We start from the raw sequence: 25,611 nt of genomic DNA on the forward strand, positions 1-25,611 counted from the left end.
AATAAAACAAAACGTAAGAAATGGGATTACTTGAATTCAACAAACTCCCCATCAATACTTTAGTGGGAGCCGACTGGAAGACCTTCAACCAGATAACCGCCGGTCGTACCATCGATCCTGCGTATAAAGGAAAATACCGCCTGACCAAGGCTGTATGCCGCCTGTTATCTACACTGGCTCCCCTGCAGGACAAACGTTACGAAAAGCTGTTGGCCGACAAGCCACTGGAACATGATCCTGTATTTATCCTCGGACACTGGCGCAGTGGAACCACGTTCATGCACAACGTATTCTCTTGCGACAAGCACTTCGGCTATAATACTACCTATCAAACAGTATTCCCGCACCTGATGATGTGGGGACAGCCTTTCTTCAAAAAGAACATGAGCTGGCTGATGCCGGACAAACGCCCGACAGACAACATGGAACTGGCCGTAGACCTTCCGCAAGAAGAAGAATTTGCCTTGGCTAACATGATGCCCTACACGTACTATAACTTCTGGTTCCTACCTAAACACATGCAGGAATATGCCGATAAGTACCTGTTGTTCGATGACATCAGCGAGGCCGAACTGAAAGTGTTTGAAGAAACCTTTACCAAACTCATCAAGATTTCTTTGTGGAACACCCACGGTACACAGTTCCTCAGCAAAAATCCGCCGCATACCGGACGTGTGAAAGAGCTGGTAAAAATGTTCCCTAACGCAAAATTCATCTACCTGATGCGTAACCCGTACACCGTATTTGAATCTACACGCAGTTTCTTCACCAACACCATTCAACCGCTGAAACTGCAGGACATCAGCAATGAAGAACTGCAAGAGAACATTCTTTCGGTTTATGCCAAATTGTACCACAAGTATGAAGCCGACAAGAAGTTCATTCCGGAGGGCAACCTGGTAGAAGTCCGCTTTGAAGACTACGAAACCAATGCTTATGACATGACGCAGGAAATCTACCAAAAACTGCAGATTCCAGGCTTTGAAGACGCTCGTGCCGACATCGAAGCTTATGTCAACAAAAAGAAAGGCTACAAGAAAAACAAATACCAATACAAGCCTGAGACGGTAGAACTGGTAGAAAAGAACTGGTCGTTCGCCTTGGAGCAGTGGGGGTATAAATTGTAAGAACAACAATAAAAAATCCGTTTCCAGTTTTATCGATAAACTGGGAACGGATTTTTTATGCTCTGTAATGAAGCACACATCTAGAAATAAATTCAAATATAGTACAAAGTAAACATATCAGTAAGACTTTATCTATATCTATACACATCTGGATATAAAGGACTTATATTTCTTTTCTCAACTACCCGTACTACAGTCTTAGTCTGCCCCATAGGAAGAATCCTAAGATTATCAAAATAAGGAGTACTCACACGATATTTTTGTAATGGCGCCATCAAGCCCGCCATACCATGAAGGTAACAATCAGATACTGTTCTCAAAACTTCTTTACCATCAACAAATCCTATTAATTCATTACCAAGAAAACGTAATTTCAACGAATGCCATTCACAAGCATTTATACCCTCAATCTCAGCAGTCGCTAAAACATATTCTCCTCCAACTTCTACATCTGTACGGGCAAGAATCATGGCTTGTTGCTCAGCATCACCAATAAGTTCCTTCTGGTCTTTTTTCCCCTTAGAAATAACTAAAGAACAATTTCCCTTGTCATCTAACTTCAGATAATAACCTTTAGCCCAAATACCATATCCAGAGCCAACATCACACAATCGCCCCATTACAGCCGCCTCATCTTGCGGATTCAAATAAACATCTGCACTCACCTCATAATCCGTCCATGCAGAATCACCTAAAATTGTATAATGATGCCATTCTGGAGCCCAACTGAGTGTATGTTCACCTACAACCTGTCGAATACATTGACCTCTATGATCTGGACGTTCTACGAGTTCGAAACAACCTATTATATCAGCCGTATAATGTGGCAAGTACCCCCATTCTACAGGATGTGAATAACTATCAAAATCATCTTCATAAGGAATAGGGAAAGGAGTTGACAAAGGAATATGAGAGCCCCCCCCCTTCTGCTGCCCCGTTGTGGTAGAAATAGAGTAAACAGAATTGGGCTTGAGAGTTATACTGTAATATCCATTTTGAGGAGTAATATCTTCCACACGAATAAATTGCTTCTTAGAGTCACTATACCATACACAAAGTTTATTTGTAGACAATCCACCCGCTACTTTAACTTTTACAACCTGAGGCCTTTCCGCATCTTTCGTTTCGAAAATAATGCTGTAATCACCTGTTTCAGGTTCCCCTAATGTAACCATACTACCCCCTTGTTCAAGATTTACACATCCATCATCCACATATCTCCAACCCACCTGAGTGAATTGTCCATAATGGGCATACCCCCATAGGGCTTCACGAATCTCATAGTTTCCACTCCAAGGTTCACGAGCCAATATCATAGCCGGGTCACAACTATAAGGTTCCAATGGATAAACTCCTGCTATATCATACCAATTAATAATTTTGGTAGCACCACTAATAATGTAATTCTCATTAAAACACTTCACAATACTAATCAATGCATCAAAACCTTTTCGATAAACATGATCTTCTGTATTCCAAATCGGTTTTCCCATATCCTCAATCATTTTCCTCTGCTCCTTTGTTAATTGAATTTCACTAAAGGTATGAGCACTTACAATATCAAGAGCTCCTCTTAATTCTTTGTCAGCCTGCATGTCATCTAAGAAATTCATCTTAGAACTCCCCCAATTATCAAAGCCATGCAATTTTACATCTCGGAAACCTTTTTCATCCATGGCCTTCCTAAGTTCTTTAACAAATTCATAACTGACACCTTTTTCATTATGACACCCTATTGCATCCAAATTGAGACCATGCACTCGACGTAAACCCAATAACCAAGAAATATAATAGTCTACCATCTTCTGTGACCAAAAATTCTCAACCCATGCAGGAGTACTCCAGGCCGTTCCATCAAGAGTAAGAAGCGGATTACGCTTTTTTGCCTCTTGCATGATCCACCAAATATAACCTCGCCTATAATTAAAATCACCCAAATAATGACTATGACTAGGCATTGAACCTTGAGTAGAATTACCATCACCTGGTATCTCTACAAGCAACGAGCTGACAGAAGCTCCAAACATCGGTTTATAAACCATGTCCATAATTTCATTACGTTGACGTTCTGGATAATCCTTCAACAAGACAGAGGTAGCTCCTCCACCATTCACAATCCCTATACCATCAAAGCGTTTACCTGTACTTCTATCACTCAGACAAACGGTTTGCTGAGCCATAACTACCGAAAAAAAATTAATATAAAGCAAGAAATGGAATACCAATCCTCTTCTATTTTTCTTTAATGCCATCTTTATCATAAATATATGAATTTCAACCTTATTGATAAATAAAAATAGTTAAATACTTAATTTACCAAAGAATCTTTCATATCGCTTTTTAGTTTTATCTAAAAATCCCAGACCTATAGAAAAAAACATCGCAATAATTATATAAATAACATATACGATTTTATACCCTTATCGCTATATTCTCCATATTCAACAATATATTTATTCACTCCTATTTAACGCCAAATTACTTATCACCAATTGATCTAAGATTATGCCCTCATCCAATGCTTTAATCTCTATACGATGCCTTTCAACTCCTGAAGATATTGGCAGGACAACCCTCCTATATGCCTGATTACGCAATACATTTTCTTTCCATTCTTCACTACGTCCTTTAGTTTCATAATGAATAGGGGCAGTTTCCTTCCCATCCAAAGCTACAGTAAAGCGTAAATGTTCTCCTTCTACCGGATGAGAGGGTAAAAAATAAAGTTCAATACCTATTGAATCTGAGTCTATCTTCGGGAAATTAAAATTAATACCCTTACCTTTAGGTATATTTACAGCCTTTCCTTCATATCCCAATCCTTCACAAGGAATGAAACTACCAGAATTACATTCCGAAGCATTCCACATACAAACGATATCACTTCTTTCTTCTTTCATAGGTTTTGAAACTGAAGCACGTTTCACTTTATCAAAAACAGACAAATTACGGGGTTTGAAATCCATCATACAATTCCACTTCCCTTTATTCAATATACCCGCATTATAAATCCTAGTCAATGATACAATACTGTCATACGCCGCGTCACTCTTATCCCACCCCATTTCACCGTGACGTGCAAACTGAGCAAAAATCATCTTCTTATTCATCTCGACAGCACTTTGTACAGGATATTTTACCAATTGAAAAAACGCATCCTTTCGATTATCCGGAATTTGAGAGTTTATTATCTGAACCTTATCCGAAAGTTCGTTGTAATCTTCCACACGCTGCTTAAGATAAGCTGAGTTCCAGGGCAAATCCTTTACCGTCTGAAAATATTCAGAATTATGATATTCTTCTACGCGGGTATTTCCCATAAACTCAGGCTTCCTAATATAAGCCAAACGATAATGTTCATTCATGACAGGACATAATGTTTTACCTATTGACTCACCGAACTCTCTTTTTAAAAAACTTTCTAAATGAGTCCCAACTCCACCTTTTGCAACTTTTTCTATATCCCAAGCCATATCCAAGAACAATTCTATTTGATATTCTGCAGGTTTAATATCACCCACATTAAGAATCCACATTTTTTGTATTCCACGGTCGTAAGCTAATTTCATTTGCTGGAAAAGCAGATAAGGACTGAATGTACCTAGCCAAAGATAATCGTGAGGACGTCCCCAATAAGAAACATGATAATACACACCATTACCACCTTTTCTGGCACGTTCTTCAACCGTTGGAAAATGACGAATATACCCATAATTATCATCACACCACATTAAAGTCACATCTTCAGGGACTTGCAATCCTGAATTGTATATATCTAGCACTTCTTTATATGGAATAAAAACTTGTGGTACCTTTGTAATGTCCGGATTAACATATTTCTGCAATAATGTTCTTTGATCCACCAATACACGCTCCAGCACCTTACGTTGTTCCTCTATGGTTTTTGCGCCATTCATTTGCCCGTCATGTACTCCGCGCATTCCTATTGTATAAAGAATATCTTGTTTTGAGACCTCCTTAACACGTTCCTCCCAGAATTTATATACTTCATTAAGATTGTTTACATAATCGTACTCCCCCTTTCCCCGTCTGTGCCACTCCACAGCAGTACTTGAAGCCATAGGCTCACAATGAGAGCCTCCAATATAAATCCCGTATTTCTCAGCCATCTCCCGGTTCCCTTCCGTAAGGAAAAAAGGTTCCGTACACTCATGCATGGCTGGCCAATAATAATTGGCACGTAAGCGAAGCATCAGTTCAAAGATTCTCTCGTTAGTGCGCGGTCCAATTCTTCCCGGTTTATACCAAGGCTCATAGTTTAAACTGCTCCATTGCATCAGGCCCCAGTCTTCATCGTTTATAAAAATTCCTCTATATTCAACAGAGGGTGATTGAACCATCTCAAAGTCTTCCGGAAGTTCAAAAAAATCTCTTTTTCTTGGAGTCACATCAGCCCACCACTCCCAAGGGGAAACACCTATCATACGAGAAAGCTCCATAATACCATAAGCAGTACCATGCCTGTCACTTCCTACTACTAACAATTTACTGTCTGGCAATACCTTTATCATGAAGCCCTGCTTTTTCCCTTTTAAGGAAGAAAGATTTACTTGCAAAGATGCCATCAAAGGATTATTCTTACCCATAGTAGCCACAATGATGTTTCCTTGTGATTCTGAGATTCGAACACTATCAGAGAAAACATTCCTATAATCACGTTTAAATAACTCCAATGCCTGCCATACCACATTTTTTTCGTTTGGATTACAGGCTATATTTATAGGATTTCCTGTAAATATTTTAAATTGTGCCCATAAAAACTGGGTTATGATACACATAAATAAAGTAAGAATATATTTTTTCATCATTATTCCTCCTCAAAATATAAAATTTGATTGATACTCACAAAAGTTCCTTTGCTACCATAAACTCGTTTTGTCTTATCTGACCAAATAGGTCGGATACCTGTAACTTCTACAGAAATAGTATATTCTCCTTTTTCCATCACAGGAGTAATAACACGGATTGCCTTCTCTGAATATTTACTATAAAAATCTATTAAAGAACTGTATACGGTATCTCTTTTCTCATTTATCACATTAACACGAGCATAACCACCCCAAGGAGTAGACTCTCCTATGATAGCAGCACGTGTTCCTCGAAACGAGGCCGATAATACACTTCCTTTCACGTCTGATTTTATTTTATCTTTTACAATGTACCAATAGTTATCAGCGTAAATCTGCTTTTTCTCTATTTGTAAACTACCATTCAACGGATTTATGGGTTTAAGTTTATTAATATCCCAAGCCTGCCAATATTCAGGTATGGATACCTTAGTGCCTTCTACCTGTAAAGGCATCCATACATAAGTTGCAGCAGAGGCCTGATGAGGGTAAGACCAGCGATCTCCCATAAATATCGGTATTGTATCCTTACCACATCTTAAAGGAAAAACAAAAGTCGTTTGAGAATTATAAGTCAGTTTTCCTTCAGGACAAAATAATCCACGTTTAGTCCATGGACCTTCAATTTTCGGAGCTGTAAAATAAAAATTATCATTTTTTTCCCAACTAGTCAAGTTCGAATAAAGTAAATAATACATGTTATCTTTCTTGAACATAGCTGGAGATTCACCAGCACCTTCGATATACGCGACCTCTTTTTCCACTGACTTGTAATCCTCACTGAGACGGTAAATCGGACCATGATGTATTAATAAGTAGCCTTTACCATCAGAATCTTGGAATGTTCCCATATCCCAGCGTTTAACAGGTTTCCCATTATAGAGTAACGGTCCTTTCAATTGATAGTCTCCCGTTATAGTTTTACAAGTGGCAAGTCCGATGTAAGGGTCTTTATAATTCATGTCATCGGCATGCATCAACATAATGTACTCACCCGTTTTAGGACATTTCATAACTTTTACCCGTTCACCCACCCGGTTAGGTCCTAATATTCCATCTTGTTGAACTTTCAGTACTACATTTTCGAACTTCCAGTTCACCAAATCACTTGATGAATAGCAGGCAAAACCTGGGAATGCATTGCTTTTATCTGATTTCCATTCTCCAAATAGATAAAATCTTCCATTTTCTTCTATAATACAAGCACCATGTGCATTGACAATATCACCATTATTATCGAACCATGGGACTCCATTGACAATTAAATTCTTCTGTGCAAAAGCTATCCCCCCACACAAAAAATACAACAAGATAAATAAACATTTCATCATCTATTAACTATACACCAAACATTTCTCTTCAGAATGAAGTAATTGAAGTTTTAACACAATCAATCATATATATTCTAATTAGAACGATAATAACACCTCAAAGAAGGGAGAACCTTTACAATTTCAGAAGCTACAATACCTGCTATCACACGCGCACCATAGACATTAAGATGAGTATTGTCTATTTTCCCTTTTGGATATTGTTTATATTTTCCTTTAGGTATCCACATAAACAGTTTCTTCGATTCTTCCGGCCCTAGGCTAGAAACTAATTGGTAAGTCAAATCTGCCATATCCACAAAAGGAACATTCTCTTCCTCTGCTATTCTTCGAGGTGATTTAATATACTCTCCATGTGAATCAACCAGTATATTTCCCTCCTTTTCATAAATATATTGATGCGGAGTTTCCAAAGTTGGAGGATAATTACGCCTCACAATAGAATTTAATAAGATAGGAGTTGCTCCCTTCTCACGAGTATCATGTATAAATCGTCTTAAATTATTATCAAATGTTTTACCTGGAACTGTGTGTAAAGCTGAATCTGTTTTTTCATCGTTATGCCCAAATTGTATGACAACATAATCATTAGGCTTTAGCTCCTCTAGAACTTTCTCCCAACGACCTTCGTTGATAAAACTTAATGTACTTCGTCCACAGGCTGCATGATTTTTTATATTTATATCATCAGTAAAAAAGAGAGAAAGCATTTGTCCCCATCCCCTTTCTATCTTTTCAGTTTTAATATCTCTATCAGCCATAGTAGAATCACCAATCATAAAAATGGTAATTTTACATTCTTCCTTTATTGTAAAAGCTGAAAACATCAAACAGACTAGCAATCCCAATATATTTATCCTCATATTTATATCAATTATATTTTCACTTTGTGCATAATTCTCCTGTCTTTATTTTCCTTGCATATTAACATTATTCAAACATAACACTATTTCCCTCTTATCTAGTACATACCTATAATTACATATAAATACAATCTACAATGTCTAAATTCCTCTTTTAAGAGAAATAACATCGACATAATAACTGAAAATACGACAAGCTCTCGAAAGTTTATTGAAAAACAATAAACTTTCGAGAAAACAGTCTCATAAAAGAGATAAAGACTCTTATAAATCCCTATATTTATTTTCCAAACTTATTTCAAGTCCGATAAACAGGCATATAACAAATTAATATCCAGGATTTTGAACAATTTCACCATCTGTCTGGTCTATTACAGATTGAGGAATAGGACGTACTAATATATGCTCATCCATCTTATTATCACGTGCTGCTAAATTATTATGAGCCAAAGTACGTTCTATCAACTTACCTGTACGTTTCAAGTCCATCCATCGTTTATATTCTCCCACAAGTTCACGGGCACGCTCATCCAAAATGAAATCAATATTCACATCAGAAGGAGTAATCGTCATTTCGGTATCATGACCTGCTATAGCAGCCCGCTGACGTACACTATTCAAACGTTCTGCCGCATGCTTCGTATCTCCCATCTGATAATAAGCTTCTGCTGCCATTAAATATGTATCAGCTAAACGAAACAGAAAAATATCCTTCGTACTAGTATAACTTGTATTATTCAATGGAAAAGTTGAGTTGGGATCATAAAACATCCAAACCATCGGACACATACCTGAACCACCGATATTCTCAATATCTTGCGTCCAATGGTCTTTTGTCACAACAATTGCATTTGGATGTTCTGACAAAAGTGCAGATAAATCGTCATCAGTAAAAGGCTGGTCATATTTTGGAAAATAAACACGCAGGTCTCCGACCTTCAGACCGATAGAAGGATCTGCTATAGTAGCATAAAACTCACTTTTAAATGTTGCATCATAACGACTATCCATACTCGTGTCAAACAATGAGAATAAAAACGGGGTACACATGAACTGATTTTTCTTCCAACCATAAGTTGTATTACCTCGTTCAAAACCACTTACAACCTTTGTCCAAAGTTCAAAACCAAATAAATTCTGCTGACCATTTCCATTATATTGTCCGCCTAATGAACTCGCATCATATTGTACAGAAAAAATAATCTCGTTATTTTTTTCATTTCCAGCTTTAAAGACATCTGCAAAAGTTGGTTGTAACTTATAAGTATCTCCGTCAATAATTTCATCACACAACGTAGCAGCTTTAGAAAAATCATCAGAAGAAGCAAAATCTTTATAGCCACGAGTCAAATATATCAGTGCCTGTAAATGCTTTACTGCACCTTGCGTAATACGTCCATAATCATTCTGCACTTCTGGTAACACATCATCATCTATCGCATCCAATTCACTTAAAATAAAATCATAAACTTCTTGTTCATTCTTTTGAGGAAATGATAATACTGGAGTTTCTATTTCATCCGTAACAATAGCAATTCTACCAAACTGCTCCACCAATAAATAATAATAATATGCACGCAAAAAACGAACTTCAGCCACACGCTGCTTCTTTACATCTTCAGATAAACCGACAACAGAAGAAGACTTAGATATAGCTGTATTACAAACCTGAATTGCATAATACACATTAGAATAAAAATTACTAACAAACTCATTTTGTGCTTGCAAGGATCCATATTCATTCAATTCTCTACTATACACATCTCGATTCCCATAACTCCCACTTATCAATTCACTCTCACCACGAGTATATATATCCACTCCAAGACAAAACAACCAAGGTTCATTCTTCCAAACTGTCCGTAATGAAGCATAAGCTGCATTTACCAGACTTTCAAAACCATCTTTCTCAACAAAGTACTCCTGAGAATTTATATTACTCCGATTTTCTTCTTCTAAAAAATCAGTGCAAGATAGCATTCCTAACGAAAAACAAATACAAGCAGTATATAATTTTATCAGTCTCATATTTCTTATATTTTTAATTTTAAAATTCTATTTTGGTCCCAAGTAAATAAGTAGTGTAACCTGTTACAGTTCCCCATGTATTTTGGGTAGCCCACTCTGGATCAAATCCTTTATAAGAAGAAAATGTAAATGGATTATTCGATGTAAAATACAAACGAGCGTTTTTTATACCAATCTTCTTAGTCCATTCTTTAGGAATATTCCAACCCAAAGTTACACTTCCGACTCGTACAAAAGAAACATCTACATAACGCATCGCATCATAATATTGTCCTTTATTACCAGGTTGAGGATATTGATTAGATGGATTACTTTCAGTCCAATAGTCCACATCCAGTTGATTATAATTACCTTCAAAAGTCATAAAAGATGACATAAAAGCATCTTGTACCTGTGCACCTTGTTGAGTATAAAGATAAACAGACAAGTCAAAATCCTTATAACGGAATGTACTAGTTATACTTCCAATCCATTTCGGAGAACGCTGTCCCAATATCTGTTTATCATCTGCATTTATAACCTTATTTCCATCTATGTCGCGTACTTTTACCTGACCAGGTTTTTGACCATATACAGCAGCTTGTTCAGCCTCATCAGTCTGCCATATACCATCAAATACATAATCATAATTCACATCTATTGGTTCACCTATAAACCATTTATTACTGATATCATCCTTCTTACCTCCATAAAGTTCAACAAGTTCATTATGATTTTTACTAAATGTAAAGCCTGTTTCCCATGTAAAATCTTTAGTTTGAACATTCACTGTATTCAATTGAAGTTCTACACCCACGTTACGTACATGTCCAATATTATCCCATATTGAAGTCCATCCACTTGTACTTGGTAACTTACGTTCCATAATAAGATCTTTAGCATCTCTTCTATACACATCAATAGCTCCATTAATCCGGCTATTAAAAAAGCCAAAATCAATTCCCACATTTATTTCATAGGTTTTTTCCCAAGACAAATCACGATTGGCCAATCGATCCTTATAATAAGCCGGTACTGAAATTCCACCAAAATCATAATTTTTCAAGGAAATACCTGATTGAGTTCCATAAATATCTACTGCATCATTACCAGTTGTACCGTAACTTACGCGAAGTTTCAAGTTGTTGAGCTGTTCAAAATTATCTAGAAAGTCTTCTTCAGACAAGCGCCAAGCCAATGCAGCAGAAGGGAAAAATGCCCATTGATTCCCTGCAGACAAACGAGAAGAACCATCATAACGACCAGACAAAGTCAACAAATAACGATCATTATATGAATATTGAACACGCCCTAAGAAAGAAGCCAATGTTCGCTTCTCAAAATTCGTCGTTGATTTTGTGGCATTACTTAACCCTGAAGCTCCTAAGTTATACCACAGACTATTATAAGAAAAACTTTTTGCACTCTGATTTGAATACTCCCACTCCTCCATTTGGATACTCTGCACTAAACTTAAATTAAGATGATGTAATCCAAACAGTTTATCATAAGTCACCTGATTATCCCACACATACGACCAGAATAATGTCTGATTATAATCTGCTTTGGTACCTTCAGCCTTACCTGCTGATTCTTTTGAATCTACCCCCATATAAATTCCTTCTCTCTTATAAATCATCTGTGGAGCAAACTGCGTTCTCAATGTTAGCCCTTCTATCGGGTTTAATTGTAAATAAATATTTCCAAAAACACGGAAACGCTTATTTTGACGTTGTTCCCCATCTTCTCCCGACTCTAACAACGGATTATTAACCATATCATTACGATATACATTATAAACTAAATTACCTTCTTCATCATAAGGATAAGCGACTCCAGGTAAACGATAAGCAGATCGTAACGCCTCATAACTTCCCATATTCTGTACACTATGAGTAAAATACAAATTTCCACCGGCTTCCCATACCTTAGAAAATTTATGATTTATATTTAAGTGCATATTATAACGGTCAAAATTCTGGTTAGGAATCGTACCCTCTTCGTGCAATTGTCCCAATCCAATAGAAAAAGTACCGTCTGCGTTACCACCTGAAGCTGTAATTGTATTACTATACTGCTGCCCATTACAAAGAATAAGATCCACCCAATCTGTATAAGCACCATTGTCTATACGCTCCCATTCCTCTGGAGTAAAAAACTCAGCATTAGAACGATCTGTACTTTTACCTTGTGCCTGGAACATCTCAGTACGGAACTTTATATATTCATCCATATTCATCATATCAGGCAAATTACTAGCTTTACGAATTCCCCAATAGCCATCATAATTAATACTAACTTTACCTTCTTTACCCCGTTTCGTGGTAACAATAATTACACCATTAGCACCACGACTACCATAAATAGCTGTAGCAGAGGCATCCTTTAATACGTCGATTTTTTCAATATCTGCCGGGTTTATATCACTTGCATCCGAATTAGTCGGAATTCCATCTATCACCCACAAAGGAGTATTGCTATTATTTATAGAGCTAAGACCACGAACTACAATGTTATAACTTCCTCCAGGACGAGCTGCATTTCTTGTAATGTTTACACCAGATATTTTTCCCTGCATTGCATCAATGGCATTAGTCTGTGAAGCGGCTGTCAAACTTTCCGTATCCAACGACGAAACAGATCCTGTCACATCACTTCGCTTAACACTTCCATACCCCACCACAACAACTTCTTCCATCACTTCCGTATCCTCTTTCAAAGTAACAGCCAATAATCCTGACTTAATTTGAGAGGCCGCAAATTCCTGACTTTTGTAACCGATATAACTGACAGCTAACATTCCATTTTCTGAAAGTTCTAATGTATAATTCCCGTCAAAATCGGTCACAGTACCATTGGTAGTTCCCTTTTCAACCACTGTAGCTCCAATAATCGGCTCCCCATTAGCATCCTTTACTGTTCCTGTTACCTTTTTTCTTTTTCCTGAAGTAACCTGCTGCTGACTTCCTTTTTTGATTACAATATTTTTACCTTGAATTTCATACGACACATTCTGCCCTTTCAAAATCTGAGCAACCGCATCCTTCAGCTGACTGGCATTAATTGAAACCGTACGATCTGTATCCACATCACCAGCTATATAGACGAAAGAATAACCACTCTTGGTTTGAAGTTCCGTCATCGCCTTTTTCACCGATACATTACTCATTTTCAACGATATACTTTGTGAGTATATGCTTAGATTAAGGCATAGCAAAGCCCCGGCCATTAACATGGCTTTTTTTCTGTAATTCATAAGCTTAAATTTTAAGATTAAAAATTTCTGATAAAAGGCGCTTAACAAGGAATGTTTTATTACTTTTGCCGCATCCCTTAGAAAACATCTTAAAAACTAACAAGTTAGAAAGAACTAAGGTATTGCCGGAGGAACTTCCCCTTCTTCCGGCTTTTTTATGTTCTTTCACCAAAAGCTAAATTAAGTATCCACTTTCTGCATAATCTTAAGATCTTAGTGTGTTTAACAATCGGTTAATATAAGGTTATTTCCCGGTCTTTCTGCTTATAGCGTACTTTTCCGGTTTTTTCTAATGCTTCCAGAATATCTTTAATACCCTGTTCACCACGACCAAAACTTCCATAAAAACGAAAGTTTCGAAGAGAATCTATAGCAAAGGTTATATGTACATCATAACTGCGTTCCAGTATCTTTACAACTTCCGGCAGCGGCAATTCATCAAAGAACAACTTGCCAGAAGTCCATTCCAACACATTCTTTACTTCTTTAGTTTCCTTTTTCATGTGACCTTCCGCCTTATCCAGCGTAACTTGCTCATTCGGAAGCAAAATCATCTCTGCTTCTGCCCGTAGACGATTGCCTAATGCTACTTTTCCTTCTAATAAAGAAACTACGGCTTCTTCATCGTTCGGATAATCCCGGAAATTAAACTTGGTACCCAATACTCTGACCGACAAAGAAGGAGTCTGTACATGAAATGGGAGTTTCTCATTACGCTCTACCTCAAAATACCCTTCTCCACTTAATTCCACCTCACGGTTATCCACTCCAAAATCCTGCGGATAGACCAGACGGGAACCGGCATTCAGCACTACCAGCGTACCATCGGGCAAACGGAGGCGTGTCTGTGCACCGAGAGGAGCTTCTACCTCTACCTGAGTCAATGCATTTTGCAGGTTGTTTTCTCCCTGACGGTAAGAGAAGAAGGAAATAAGTCCTACCACCAACACAGCAGCCGCATATTTATAGATTGTTTTCCAACTTATGACTTTCTTGGATTGCTTCTGAGCCGTACTTGCTGCCACCCGTTTCCGGAAGGTTTCAAAAGCGCGGTCTGCATCGTAGCGCATACGTTCTTCCTCCTGCACGGCAGAGAACCAGATTTCCTGCTGCTGCATGAAATAACGTCGGTTTTCTTCTGAACTGGCAATCCATGCATCCAGTTCCTCACGTGCTTCCTTGCTCAGACCTTTACTCAGAAAAGCGGTAATCAGTTCGTCGATATGTGAATTTCTTTCTTCCATTTTCAGGGTTTCTATAAGTGAGACGAAATTTTCGCCCGAGCGGGTAGGCGAAAAACGTATTTTTTTACTTGAAAGTCGAAAAAAATAAAATCAGGATAATCAGGTACTTCCCAAGTTCTGAATGAAGAGATGATAATGCGCTCTTTATGTGATACTTGACTGTATTAACAGAAATATTCAGCTCTGTAGCGATTTCTTCGTATTTTTTCCCTTCGAAACGACTTTTGATAAAAACTTTCCGGCAGACTTCCGGCAAATTCCGGATAGCATGATGAATTTCTTCCTCCAGTTCATGTTCCAGCAGACTTCCTAAAGGGTAATCGTCCGAAAGCAGATAACGCATCTCTCCTTCTTCCGGAATAGAAGAAAAAGCCACTTCCGTACGTTCTTTCTTGGAGGACAGATAATCCATGCAATGATTCCGCACGGCACGCACTAAGTAACTGCGCAAGGAAACTTGAATGTCGAGTGCCTCATGTATCTCCCACAGATGAAAAATCACATCACCAACCAGTGTTTCGGCCAGAAAATCATCTCCCACATATTCACGCGCTATATGACACAACAAGGCATAATGATGACGGTAGAGGTATTTATAAGCCTCTTCATTTCCTCGTTTCAGTTGTTCTATGATAATCCGTTCCGTAATTTCCATCTGTTACTGCTGCGTAATTTCAAATCATTCAAACATTTTCCGATAATAAGTGGCTTTATCTGATATTTGTTTCCATTGTTCAATCCCATTAATAGAGGAAGAATGCACGCGTTCATAAAACGCAATTTCCTCCCGAAGCGGACGGAAATCATTTTGCATCAGTGACAGGTTCAGCGCTTTTTCGATTCGGGCAAAACCATACATCAGAGAATCCTGTGCTACCTGCTGAATTTTTATCGTATAGGCAGAATCTGCCCGCAAGAAATCTTTGCGAGCTGTGAGCGTATCTCCCCTGTAATCTTCAAGCATAGCTTTCAGGTGCAGCAATTCGGATGACATGGAATCACTCATGCGTACATCCATCTCACGCAACAAATCCAGCACTTCCTCCAAATGCCAGCTCTGAAACAAATAACGGTATTTCAATAAATAAGTCTGCCTGTCAGGACATAAAGCCAATGCACTGTCCAATTTCTGACGGATGAGTGAATCATGAATACATACTCGCGGATGTAACTTATCAATCGGCTTATTCCAAAACAAAGAATCGCTTTGCATCAAGCTGTCAGCTTCCAACATCAGCCCACGCACAATTTGCTGTATATCTGATTTATCATCTGACTTCTCATGCATGCAAGCGGAAACTATTCCTGCCATGCATCCAACCATCAAAAAGAGTTTTGCATTCATAGTTCAAAGATTGGGTTTGCGCAAAGTTAATTTTTTTCAGTCACATCAAACACAAAAATGTAAAAGAATCCCCAGCAAGCAGCCTTCTTTTTATTTGAGTCCCTTCTTACATTTTCTCCACTTCGTCCTTTCCGATTCTACGTTTTCCGTGCCAGAAACCTTCGTTTCTCACAAGGAAAACGTACGTTTCCGCACCGAGAAACATAAGTTTCCGAAAAGGAAAACGTAAAATACGCCTAATGATTTCCTCATTATTTCTACAGGGTTTTCAACTCATATAGCTACCATCATTTTTTAAGGCTTCTTTTTACCACTGCCGGCACACCAGCCGCCAAAGAATCATCGGGAATATCTTTAGTTACTACACTGCCTGCCGCAATGATGCAGCGATTGCCAATGGTCACTCCCGGACATACTACCACATTTCCGCCCAACCAGCAGTCCTCACCTATCGTAATAGGATAAGCGGTTTCCTTCTCTTCACGGCGTTCCACATAATCCATGGGATGCTGAGGGGTATAGAACTGACAATGAGGTCCTATCAGGGTATGTTTTCCGATACGGATATAGCCTCCGTCGAGCATGATACAGTCATAGTTCATAAACACATTTTCCCCTAAAATGATGCCCGTACCATGGTCGCAATGGAAAGGCGGACAGATAGTGGTGCTCTGCGGAATACCGGGAATCAGCTCTTCTATCACCTGACGGTAGTCATCATCGCAAATAGTCATGGAACGCAAACGGGCACAAACTTTCTTGGCGTGTACCAGACTGGCATGTATTTCAGGGTCGGAAAAATAATAGAGCTCCTGACTGCGCATTTTTTCATATTCTGTTTTCATAGATTTTCAATGTATAATTTACCATACTCAAAGTTAGAAGGATTTTTGTTTATTTGCAAAGAGATTTGACATGCATCAAAAATACATTAAATTTGTAAGTGAAAAACATAGAAAGCACTCACTAACATGAATACACATTACCCATTACCTTTACAAGTTTGTTTTCTGCTAATTATCTTATTATTCGCTTATACGTCAGATGTAACAGCCGTATATTATTCTCGCCCGACTTCACAAACAGAAAAGACCCGTGTAATCGTCACTACCGACGGAGAAGCTGATGACAGAGCCTCGATGGTACGTTTCCTGCTTTCTGCCAATGAATTCGATGTGAAAGGAATTATCAACAGCAGTTCACAATTCCACTGGGAAGGAGGCAAGGGATGGAATGCTTTTCACCCCGTAGAATGGATTCGGGAATACATTGAATACTATGGAAAGGTGTATCCCAATCTGCTCCTGCACGACAAGGGTTATCCGTCACCGGAATATCTGTTAAGCAAATGGAAAGTAGGAAATATAAAAGGGGATGGAGAATATCGGGAACGAACCGAAGGAGCACAGTTTATCGCAAAGGTTCTCCTCGCTGAGGACAATGACCCGCGCCCTATCTGGATTCAGGCCTGGGGAGGTTGCAACACACTGGCATCTGCACTGAAAATCATTCAGGAAGATTATCCTGAAAAAATGGAACAAGTAGCTGCAAAGATGCGTCTGTTCTTAATTTGGGAGCAGGATAAAGCCTATCAGGAATACATCCGTCCAAACTGGGAGCACTTCCAGATACCGACTATTATCTCAGACCAGTTCGACTGTATGGCCTATATCTGGAATAAGGTACTCCCCGCTTCAGTGCAACCTTTTTTTCAGAAAGAATGGATGACACAGCATATCCTTCAGGGGCATGGTGCCCTCTGTGACGCATACCCTCACAAAAAGGGAGCTTTCAATGCGGAAGGAGATACACCTGCATTTCTGCACAGCCTCCCGACGGGTCTGCGCAATATGGAAAATCCGGGATACGGAGGATGGGGGGGCCGCTATGTGAAAGTAAGAAATAATGTATGGATGGATCCTCAACCGTCATCGGACTACAGCTACCCGACCGGCCAATATGGCTTTGACAACAGTTGGTCGAAGATGATGGAACATTATACAGATACGGCACAAGTAGCCATGCGTACCCGTTATTTTCAGCCGTTATGGCGCTGGCTGGATAAAGTGCAGCTGGATTTTGCCGCCAGGGCAGACTGGTGTGTAAAAGACTATGCCTCAGCTAACCACCATCCTGTAGTGAATCTGAACCTGGAATCGCTTGATTTGAGTGCCCAACCAGGGGAGAAAATCATACTGGATGCCTCACAAAGCCAGGATCCGGACGGAGACTTATTGAAGTTCCACTGGTGGATGTATCCGGAAGCCAGCAACTATAAAGGTAATTTCTGCTTTGAATCTGACCAGCCCAAAACTGTTTTCAGCGTTCCACAAGATGCACGTCCAGAAGATACCATACACCTCATTTGTGAAGTTTCAGATAATGGAGTACCTTCACTAACCAGATACAAGCGGATAATTATCAGAGTGAACCATTAAATCTTCCTGTCATATTTGTATGCCTCAAATAACATTTACAGGCTTAATATATTATCATCATATCACTACATCATTCTGCTACAACAACCGTTATGGTAAATTCTCAGTATAACCGAATACAGAATTACCCCATTATCCATCTGCCTATCTTACCTGATTTTCTGACAATATAAACAAAACCCCAGGTAACCGACAATAAAAATACGGTACATACAATCATTTTCACCATTGTGTGTAGAGGCAATGATTCTACAAGCATATAGCATGGACCAAGAAAAAGATAGTGAGACATCCAGATACCAAATGTACATGTAGAAATGCTCACAGAAAAGCGTCTTATCACAGCAGAACTGAAGTGAATTTTTTGGGTGGCAAGAAAAAGAGGAAGTGTCATCATCAACACATTTGGAGAGCAATAGGTAAAGAACAATTCAACCAGTTCTACAGACTGCCCAGGAACTGCCGTAACAGACTTAAAGCCAAAGAATGTAATGCAATAGCCAATAACAAACGAAGGAACACCCATCATGACGAGTTTGTTCCAGCTGAGATTCATTTTATTATTTATAATATAATGACCTAACAGCAGATACCCATTAAAGCCAGCAAAATAATATAAAAGACCAAACTCATTCCAGGAACATGTTCCCCAAAGGTCTTTTGTCAGATATTCCCTTAAATAAGGAATGAAGAGTGATACGAACCAAAGAACAAGGAAGACCTTCTGCTCTTTTATTGAAGCTTGCCTCACCCATGCCGAAAAGATTGGCATATAAAGATATAAACCTATAAGAAGATAAACATACCACATCTGTACTGCCAGCATCGAGAAATTGAAAGGAATCATGGCAATGTGATGCAAGGCACTGGACAAAGACTGGTCAGGTTCTGCCCAGGCAAAAAAATCATTAATAATTGTAGGGGAAAGTCCCAATAGTCCGGTTATCCATGGAAAAAGATTGTACAAAAGAGACCATATAACAAAAGGAACAAAAAGCCTTGTCAGGCGCTTTTTATAAAAAGCAGAAATATCCTGCTCTACAGGCAAAAGCAATGCTCCTGTAACCATTACAAACAGAGGTATGGCTGGACGCATAAACGAGCCATAAAAACTTCCCCAAAGATTATACCACGGCTCTGAACGTTCTGCCGGAGTTACATTATCGGTACAATGTACTGCTATCATCATGAAGATAGCAATAAACTTTACAAAATCAAGCCATATAATACGCTTTCCATCTTTCTCACCAGATAGTTCTTTCATACTTTTTTGCCACAAAAGTAGCTACTATAAAGAACACTTTTTTTGACCTATATCAAAAAGACTGCTCCTATATCCTTACTTTTCGGATCTGATTCTGCTCAAGGTAGATATTGATATGCCAAGAAAAGAAGCTATATAACCCAAGTTAACCCTCTGACATATATCCGGGAATCTCTTCAATAGAACATTATATCTTTCTTTTGCCGTCATTGTAAGATTATCTATTCTTACGCATTGCAACGTGAGCAAACACTCCTGATGAATAACCCTGCTCCAATTAGCTATCTCAATATTAGTATCATACAATTTATTCAGAATACTTACTGGTATTGAATACGCAAGAGTTGGTTCAACTGTCTCAACAAATTCAAAGCCGGCTTTATTATGATACAAACATAACAGTCCGAAAGTAATGTCTCCTTCTTTAGAAAACCAAGTGGTATGTTCATTCCCATCTACCAGACAATATGAACGAGTCAATCCTTTTTCTATGAAGTACACATTCCTGTCTATTACCCCACCTCTGATGATTAGATGCTTAGCTGGAAAATGATGAACTGTAAAATGCTCAATAAGCTGGTTTATAGATTCGTCAGAAACCGGATAATAACTTCTAATAGATTTTATGATATTGTAAAAATACATACAGATAAGATTTGGAAAACTTCTTAATCAATGTCATTTATAATACCATACATGTATATAACTGATAAGATTAACAAATTCCTCCGGTTTTCACATTAATTCTAGAAAGCCAATGGATTACGAATAACAAAAAGAAAAAGGAGAAAATTTCTCAATTTTCTCCTTACAGGTACCCAGACCCGGGGTCGAACCGGGATGGATGTTACTCCACTGGTGTTTGAGACCAGCGCGTCTACCGATTCCGCCATCTGGGCATCATTTTCGATTGCGAGTGCAAAGGTACACATATTTTTCGATAGTGCAAGAAATTCGGACAAAAAAGTTGAAAAAAAGTTTTCTAACACTATTTAGAATCCTTTTCGGGCGTTTCTTGCAAAATAAGCCCTATCTTAGCATCAAACTTTAATGCCAGCATCAACCATGGACAGTAAAAATTTTTATTGCATCATCATGGCCGGAGGAACCGGGCGTCGGTTCTGGCCATACAGCCGGAAAGCCTTACCCAAACAATTTCTAGACTTTTTTGGAACTGGCCAGACACTCTTGCAGCAAACTTACGAAAGATATAAGCAGATTCTTCCTGCAGAGAATATTTTCATTACAACCAACCAGCATTACAGGGAACTGGTACTGAACTCGCTTCCCGGTTTCAGCGAATCTAACCTGATTGTGGAAGAGGAACACCGGAATACGGCACCAGCCATTGCATACGCATCGTATGTCATTCAAAAAATCAATCCGGATGCCAGCATCGTGGTAGCTCCTTCCGATCACCTGATTCTAAAAATGGATGAGTTCAAACGGGATATTCTGAAATCGCTGGAATTTGCATCCCATTCAGACAAACTCCTGACATTGGGTATTAAACCCAGCTATCCGGAAACGGGTTATGGCTATATTCAGGTTTCCGAAGAAAAAGAAGAAGATTTCTATAAAGTCAAGACATTCATTGAGAAACCGTTGCGAGAATTTGCTGAAGTATTTGTACAAAGTAATGAGTTCTATTGGAATTCCGGTATCTTTGTATGGCACGTCAAAACAATAATGAAGGCATTCCATGAAATGATGGCGGAGGTATGTCCGCAAGTGGAATGTGACATGCCGAAATTCAGTACTTGCCCCAACAGTTCCATCGATTATAGCATCATGGAAAAGGCTGACAATGTATATGTACTGCTTTGTGATTTCGGGTGGGCAGACATAGGCACATGGAACGCATTGTACGATGCTTCTCCCAAAGATGAAAATCAGAATGTGACGACGCACAGTAATGCGTTGCTATATAACTGCAAGGACAATATCATCATGACTCCCAAAGATAAATTAGTGGTTGTACAAGACTTGGAAGGATATCTGGTGGCAGAACAGGGGAATGCCCTGCTTATCTGCAAAAAGGATGATCAGAATGCCATCCGGAAGTTTGTCAACGATGCAGAAATGAAGTTTGGTGAGTTGTATTCATGAGTCACAATAAACCTTCTCACACATAAAAGAATGGCTTGTCTCTCTGGTGGAAAGACAAGCCATTCTTTTTATAGCGACCCAACCCAACTTAATACTCAAAGGTAATTCCTAACGTAGGGAGTAACGTGCCACTCTCCTGGCGGATGGATTTCATGACATATCGCTGCTCGCTCAGCGGTGCAGAAGGATTTTCAATCTGTCCGGTACTCATCAAGGCATCGGGCTGACGCAACTTACTGGCTGTAATGTTCTGAATGTCGAGATAAAAGCCTAACATACATTTTTTCAGATAGAAGGTTTTATCTACCCGCACATCCAATTGTCCGAAAACCGGCAGACGCTCCTGATTATAGCGGCTATAATCATAGTAAGCGCGTCCCTGCACATTCCAAGCTTCCACCAGCGAAGATTTTTCCACATCGTAAGGCGTATAAGGAGAACCACCTATGCAACTGACTTTAGCCCCTAAACTCCAATGCTTGGGGAAATTATAGGTTCCGCTCATATTCAGAATAAAACGATTATCCCAGGCGGAAGGTACGTAGCCTCCTTGCTCGCCATCCTTGAATTCACTCTTGAAAATGGTCAGTGAGGAAGAGAGATTCAACTTCTGGGTCAGCAGCCACTTGAACATCAGTTCTACCCCATACGAGCGACCTTTTGCTTCGGAAGAGAGTGCTTCATTTCCGATGGTTCCATAATCATTTCCTTTGCAGGAAAGAGGTATCTGGTCGGACAAGGAGAAAGGCATGTGCCCGTATAATTTATAGAAGCCTTCCACAGACAGTTCCATATTTTCATTGGGTGTCCATGACAGCCCCAGACTTTCCTGTGACACGGAGATGTAATCCAAGTGACGGTTGACATACTCCCCTTCTTCCCCTTTGAAACCTAGTGCGGTATAAGAAGGAAGCTGATAATACAGTCCCACATGTCCACTCAGGGTAAGTCCCTCAATCAACCGGTAGGATACTGACAAACGGGGGGAAAGCTGACGCCACAATTCCTTCATTTTATCGCTATAGTTATTTCCATCGGTACGTACGCCCATGGAGGCCGTGAAACTTTTGTCGGGAGCGGCATAATCGACTGAGGCAAACATCCCCCAACGCCAGAGAGACAAATCGGTATGGTAATCATATTCCCTCAAGACATTGGCAAAGACCTTGCGGTATTCATTGCTTTTGTAACGGGAATAATTCAAATCGAACCCGGCTTTTACTTTCCACACGCTCCATGAGGAGGTATTTTCCATGCGCAATTTGGTTTCCTGCTCAATCGACCCCAGCCGCAGCGTCAGATTTTCTTCGCTGCTTTCGTCATTGTCCCGATATTTCACATTCCGGTTGTTCAGATAACTTTGACTTAATACAATTGACTGTACATGTCGCTGAGAATAATGACGATACACACCTCCTACGGTATAGGTTTCCTGATTGATTTCGGGAAGGTAACTGAGCATATATTCGGCATCTTCTCCTTCAATCCCCAAATTGAGTTTCATGCGGTCAATTCCTCCAAGACCAAGTAAAGTCAGTTCGTTGTGGCTGTCAAAACGGGTTTTAATTTTAAAGGAAGCATCGGTATAAGCCGGAAGGAAAGGCAGGCCCAGGATTTTAAACAATGCCTGCAAATAAGACTGGCGTACCGACACCAAATAAGAAGTCTTGTCGCCAATATGTCCGTTGGAGCTAAGTGAAACCTCCGAGGCACCTAAAGTTGCTTTCAGAGAATTGCGCTCCATGTCTCCATCGCGCAGACTAAAGTCGAGTACACTACTCAACGCATTACCTTTATCGGCTGGGAATGCCCCGCTGTAAAACTTCACACTACGAATCAAATCGGCATCAATCAGTCCAACAGGACCTCCGGAAGCTCCTTGTGTACTGAAGTGATTGATATTCGGGATCTCTACCCCATCCAGATAGAAACGGTTTTCAGAAGGACCACCTCCCCGCACAATCAGGTCATTACGATAGCCTATAGGAGAAAAGGCTACCCCCGGATAGTTTTGTACAACTTTTGAAATATCCCGGTTGGCACCCGGAGCTTTTTCAATCTCCTGCAAGCCAATCACCCGAAGGCTGACAGGACTCTCCGGTACCTTTTGGAAAGGAGAAGCTGTCACAACGACCTCATTCAACGACGCATTTTCTTCCTCCAATTCTATCTGCACATAAGGTGTTACGTGGTTTACCCGATATTCCGGCGTCAATTCTGTTTTATACCCAAGGAAAGAAGCCTGCAGACGGTAAATACCCGGTGGCACCTGAGTGATGAGAAAGTTTCCGTTGGCATCGGTAGAAGCCCCGATACCCAATCCCACTACAAGCACATTCACAAACTCCAAAGGCTGGCGGGTAGACTTGTCAATCACCACTCCTTTTATCTGATATTCGGCTGCAAAAACATTCCAGCACAGACAACAAAGAAGAATAAAGAAAGAAATTCGTCTAATACACATAGGCTACAATTCTAAAAGAAAACAGGCATGGTTTTCATGGAATCTGTCCAACTGAAAACCACGCCTGAAAATACGAAGAATCCTTTATATCAAAGGTATTTTTGAGAAGAAAATTATTTGCTTTCGGCTTTCCAAACAGAATTTATTGCATTGGCGATTTCTGTAAATTCTTCCTGAGAAAGTTTAAGTTTCGGATTAGAGAACAACATGTCTGATTCTTTCTGGATAGGGATCAGGTGAATGTGTGCATGAGGAACTTCCAGACCAATCACAGCCTCACCTACTTTCTTGCAAGGGAAAGCTTTCTGGATAGCCAGCGCCACATGCTTGGCAAACACATGCATCTGAGCCAGCTCCTCATCGCTTAAATCGTAGATATAGTCTACTTCCCGCTTGGGAACTACCAGCGTATGTCCTTTCACCAAAGGATTGATGTCAAGAAACGCATAAAAATTGGCATCTTCGGCTACCTTGTAGCTCGGAATTTCGCCCGCAATGATTTTACTGAATATTGTTGCCATATTGTTTAGATATTAAATAAGGCAAGCCCGCCAAAGCGGACCTGCCTTATACATTAAAATGATATACCCATAATTTCCAAAGAGATCTTTCCCTGTGGAATAGTGATTTCTGCTACATCGCCTACCTTCTTTCCTAACAAGCCCTGCGCAATCGGTGTATTCACTGAAATCTTACCCTGCTTCAGGTTTGCTTCACTTTCTGATACGATAGTGTAAGCCATCTTCATGCCTGTTTTCACATTTTTCAGTTCCACACGGCTCAAAATCTGCACTGTGTCAGTCTTCAGTTTAGATGTATCAATAATCTTAGCATCACCGATGGTTGCCTTCAACTGGTTGATTTTCATTTCCAGCAAACCTTGTGCTTCTTTTGCAGCATCATATTCTGCATTCTCTGACAAATCACCTTTATCACGTGCTTCTGCAATAGCAGCTACAATCTTCGGACGTTCCACCGATTCCAGATGTTTCAATTCAGCTACCAGTTTCTGATAGCCTTCTTCTGACATATAAGCCATAATTTTTCTCCTTAAATATTCGTTATTAAATTATTTATTTTTCAACAAAAGTAAAGGGCTGTCCAAAATAAGAACCGTTTATCACAAAAGTAAAGTCATTCTGAACGAAGAGTGAACCCTCCACAGGATGTGGAAACAAACGGATTCTTCACTTTGTTCAGAATGACAATCTGACAAATCAATTTTTATTTTGATACAGCCTCTCTTGCACAGAGTCTTATATCTTGCGACAAAGATAAATCTTTTTACAATACCA

18 protein-coding genes and 1 tRNA gene are annotated in these 25,611 nt (G+C 39.4%); 3 read left to right on the forward strand and 16 right to left on the reverse strand.

The genetic code is table 11. From position 1 onward, the window contains the following. Window positions 1-20 precede the first annotated feature (20 nt). A complete protein-coding gene (locus BACPLE_RS05910; protein WP_007559819.1) occupies window positions 21-1,127 on the forward strand; it encodes a sulfotransferase family protein in 1,107 nt (368 codons plus the stop codon). Window positions 1,128-1,255: 128 nt separating this feature from the next. Here the strand turns inward: BACPLE_RS05910 and BACPLE_RS05915 are convergent, their stop codons facing one another. The 10 genes from BACPLE_RS05915 to BACPLE_RS05960 all read right to left on the reverse strand — a co-directional run bounded on the left by BACPLE_RS05915 (window position 1,256) and on the right by BACPLE_RS05960 (window position 16,886). Beyond that, window positions 1,256-3,388 (reverse strand): galactocerebrosidase, encoded by a 2,133-nt coding sequence (locus tag BACPLE_RS05915; RefSeq protein ID WP_007559821.1) that lies wholly within the window; start codon window positions 3,386-3,388, stop codon window positions 1,256-1,258. Window positions 3,389-3,580: 192 nt separating this feature from the next. Next, window positions 3,581-5,953, reverse strand: coding sequence for a glycosyl hydrolase 115 family protein (locus BACPLE_RS05920; RefSeq protein ID WP_040312498.1), 2,373 nt, complete (start codon window positions 5,951-5,953; stop codon window positions 3,581-3,583). A gap of 2 nt (window positions 5,954-5,955) precedes the next feature. Beyond that, entirely contained in the window at window positions 5,956-7,326 is a 1,371-nt protein-coding gene (locus BACPLE_RS05925) for a family 43 glycosylhydrolase (protein WP_007559825.1), read from the reverse strand. Window positions 7,327-7,400: 74 nt separating this feature from the next. Beyond that, window positions 7,401-8,189 (reverse strand): rhamnogalacturonan acetylesterase, encoded by a 789-nt coding sequence (locus BACPLE_RS05930; RefSeq protein WP_007559828.1) that lies wholly within the window; start codon window positions 8,187-8,189, stop codon window positions 7,401-7,403. 327 nt (window positions 8,190-8,516) lie between these two features. After that, window positions 8,517-10,217, reverse strand: coding sequence for a RagB/SusD family nutrient uptake outer membrane protein (locus BACPLE_RS05935; protein ID WP_040312486.1), 1,701 nt, complete (start codon window positions 10,215-10,217; stop codon window positions 8,517-8,519). A 19-nt stretch (window positions 10,218-10,236) separates the two neighbouring features. Further along, a complete protein-coding gene (locus BACPLE_RS05940; RefSeq protein ID WP_007559830.1) occupies window positions 10,237-13,452 on the reverse strand; it encodes a TonB-dependent receptor in 3,216 nt (1,071 codons plus the stop codon). A 233-nt stretch (window positions 13,453-13,685) separates the two neighbouring features. Further along, complete coding sequence (locus BACPLE_RS05945) at window positions 13,686-14,696, reverse strand: FecR domain-containing protein (RefSeq protein ID WP_007559831.1); 1,011 nt, start codon at window positions 14,694-14,696, stop codon at window positions 13,686-13,688. Window positions 14,697-14,760: 64 nt separating this feature from the next. Beyond that, window positions 14,761-15,351: an RNA polymerase sigma-70 factor gene (locus tag BACPLE_RS05950; protein ID WP_007559832.1), complete on the reverse strand. Its 591-nt coding sequence runs from the start codon at window positions 15,349-15,351 to the stop codon at window positions 14,761-14,763. A 24-nt stretch (window positions 15,352-15,375) separates the two neighbouring features. Next, a complete protein-coding gene (locus tag BACPLE_RS05955; protein WP_007559833.1) occupies window positions 15,376-16,041 on the reverse strand; it encodes a hypothetical protein in 666 nt (221 codons plus the stop codon). Window positions 16,042-16,328: 287 nt separating this feature from the next. Next, window positions 16,329-16,886: a sugar O-acetyltransferase gene (locus BACPLE_RS05960; RefSeq protein WP_007559834.1), complete on the reverse strand. Its 558-nt coding sequence runs from the start codon at window positions 16,884-16,886 to the stop codon at window positions 16,329-16,331. A gap of 126 nt (window positions 16,887-17,012) precedes the next feature. On the opposite strand from BACPLE_RS05960, the gene BACPLE_RS05965 reads away from it, so the two are divergent. After that, window positions 17,013-18,479 (forward strand): nucleoside hydrolase-like domain-containing protein, encoded by a 1,467-nt coding sequence (locus BACPLE_RS05965; protein WP_007559836.1) that lies wholly within the window; start codon window positions 17,013-17,015, stop codon window positions 18,477-18,479. A 124-nt stretch (window positions 18,480-18,603) separates the two neighbouring features. On the opposite strand, the gene BACPLE_RS05970 is transcribed toward BACPLE_RS05965, so the two are convergent. The 3 genes from BACPLE_RS05970 to BACPLE_RS05980 form a co-directional block, all read right to left on the reverse strand. Next, window positions 18,604-19,743, reverse strand: coding sequence for an acyltransferase (locus BACPLE_RS05970; RefSeq protein WP_007559839.1), 1,140 nt, complete (start codon window positions 19,741-19,743; stop codon window positions 18,604-18,606). Between the two features lie 75 nt (window positions 19,744-19,818). Next, the gene (locus BACPLE_RS05975) at window positions 19,819-20,388 is read right to left on the reverse strand and encodes a Crp/Fnr family transcriptional regulator (RefSeq protein ID WP_007559841.1); all 570 of its coding nucleotides are present in this window, start codon (window positions 20,386-20,388) and stop codon (window positions 19,819-19,821) included. 170 nt (window positions 20,389-20,558) lie between these two features. Further along, window positions 20,559-20,642: transfer RNA gene (locus tag BACPLE_RS05980), tRNA-Leu, on the reverse strand. Between the two features lie 166 nt (window positions 20,643-20,808). Here BACPLE_RS05980 and BACPLE_RS05985 point away from each other — a divergent pair. After that, complete coding sequence (locus BACPLE_RS05985) at window positions 20,809-21,852, forward strand: mannose-1-phosphate guanylyltransferase (RefSeq protein WP_007559843.1); 1,044 nt, start codon at window positions 20,809-20,811, stop codon at window positions 21,850-21,852. Between the two features lie 88 nt (window positions 21,853-21,940). Here BACPLE_RS05985 and BACPLE_RS05990 read toward each other — a convergent pair whose 3' ends face one another. The 3 genes from BACPLE_RS05990 to greA all read right to left on the reverse strand — a co-directional run bounded on the left by BACPLE_RS05990 (window position 21,941) and on the right by greA (window position 25,355). Further along, on the reverse strand, window positions 21,941-24,310 hold the full coding sequence (locus BACPLE_RS05990; protein WP_040312500.1) for a TonB-dependent receptor: 2,370 nt from the start codon (window positions 24,308-24,310) through the stop codon (window positions 21,941-21,943). A gap of 119 nt (window positions 24,311-24,429) precedes the next feature. Then, complete coding sequence (locus BACPLE_RS05995) at window positions 24,430-24,837, reverse strand: HIT family protein (protein ID WP_007559846.1); 408 nt, start codon at window positions 24,835-24,837, stop codon at window positions 24,430-24,432. Window positions 24,838-24,890: 53 nt separating this feature from the next. Next, the gene (gene greA / locus BACPLE_RS06000; RefSeq protein WP_007559849.1) at window positions 24,891-25,355 is read right to left on the reverse strand and encodes a transcription elongation factor GreA; all 465 of its coding nucleotides are present in this window, start codon (window positions 25,353-25,355) and stop codon (window positions 24,891-24,893) included. Window positions 25,356-25,611: the final 256 nt, after the last annotated feature.

Origin of the sequence: Phocaeicola plebeius DSM 17135 (genome assembly GCF_000187895.1) — a bacterium.
GTDB classification, from domain to species: Bacteria; Bacteroidota; Bacteroidia; order Bacteroidales; family Bacteroidaceae; genus Phocaeicola; species Phocaeicola plebeius.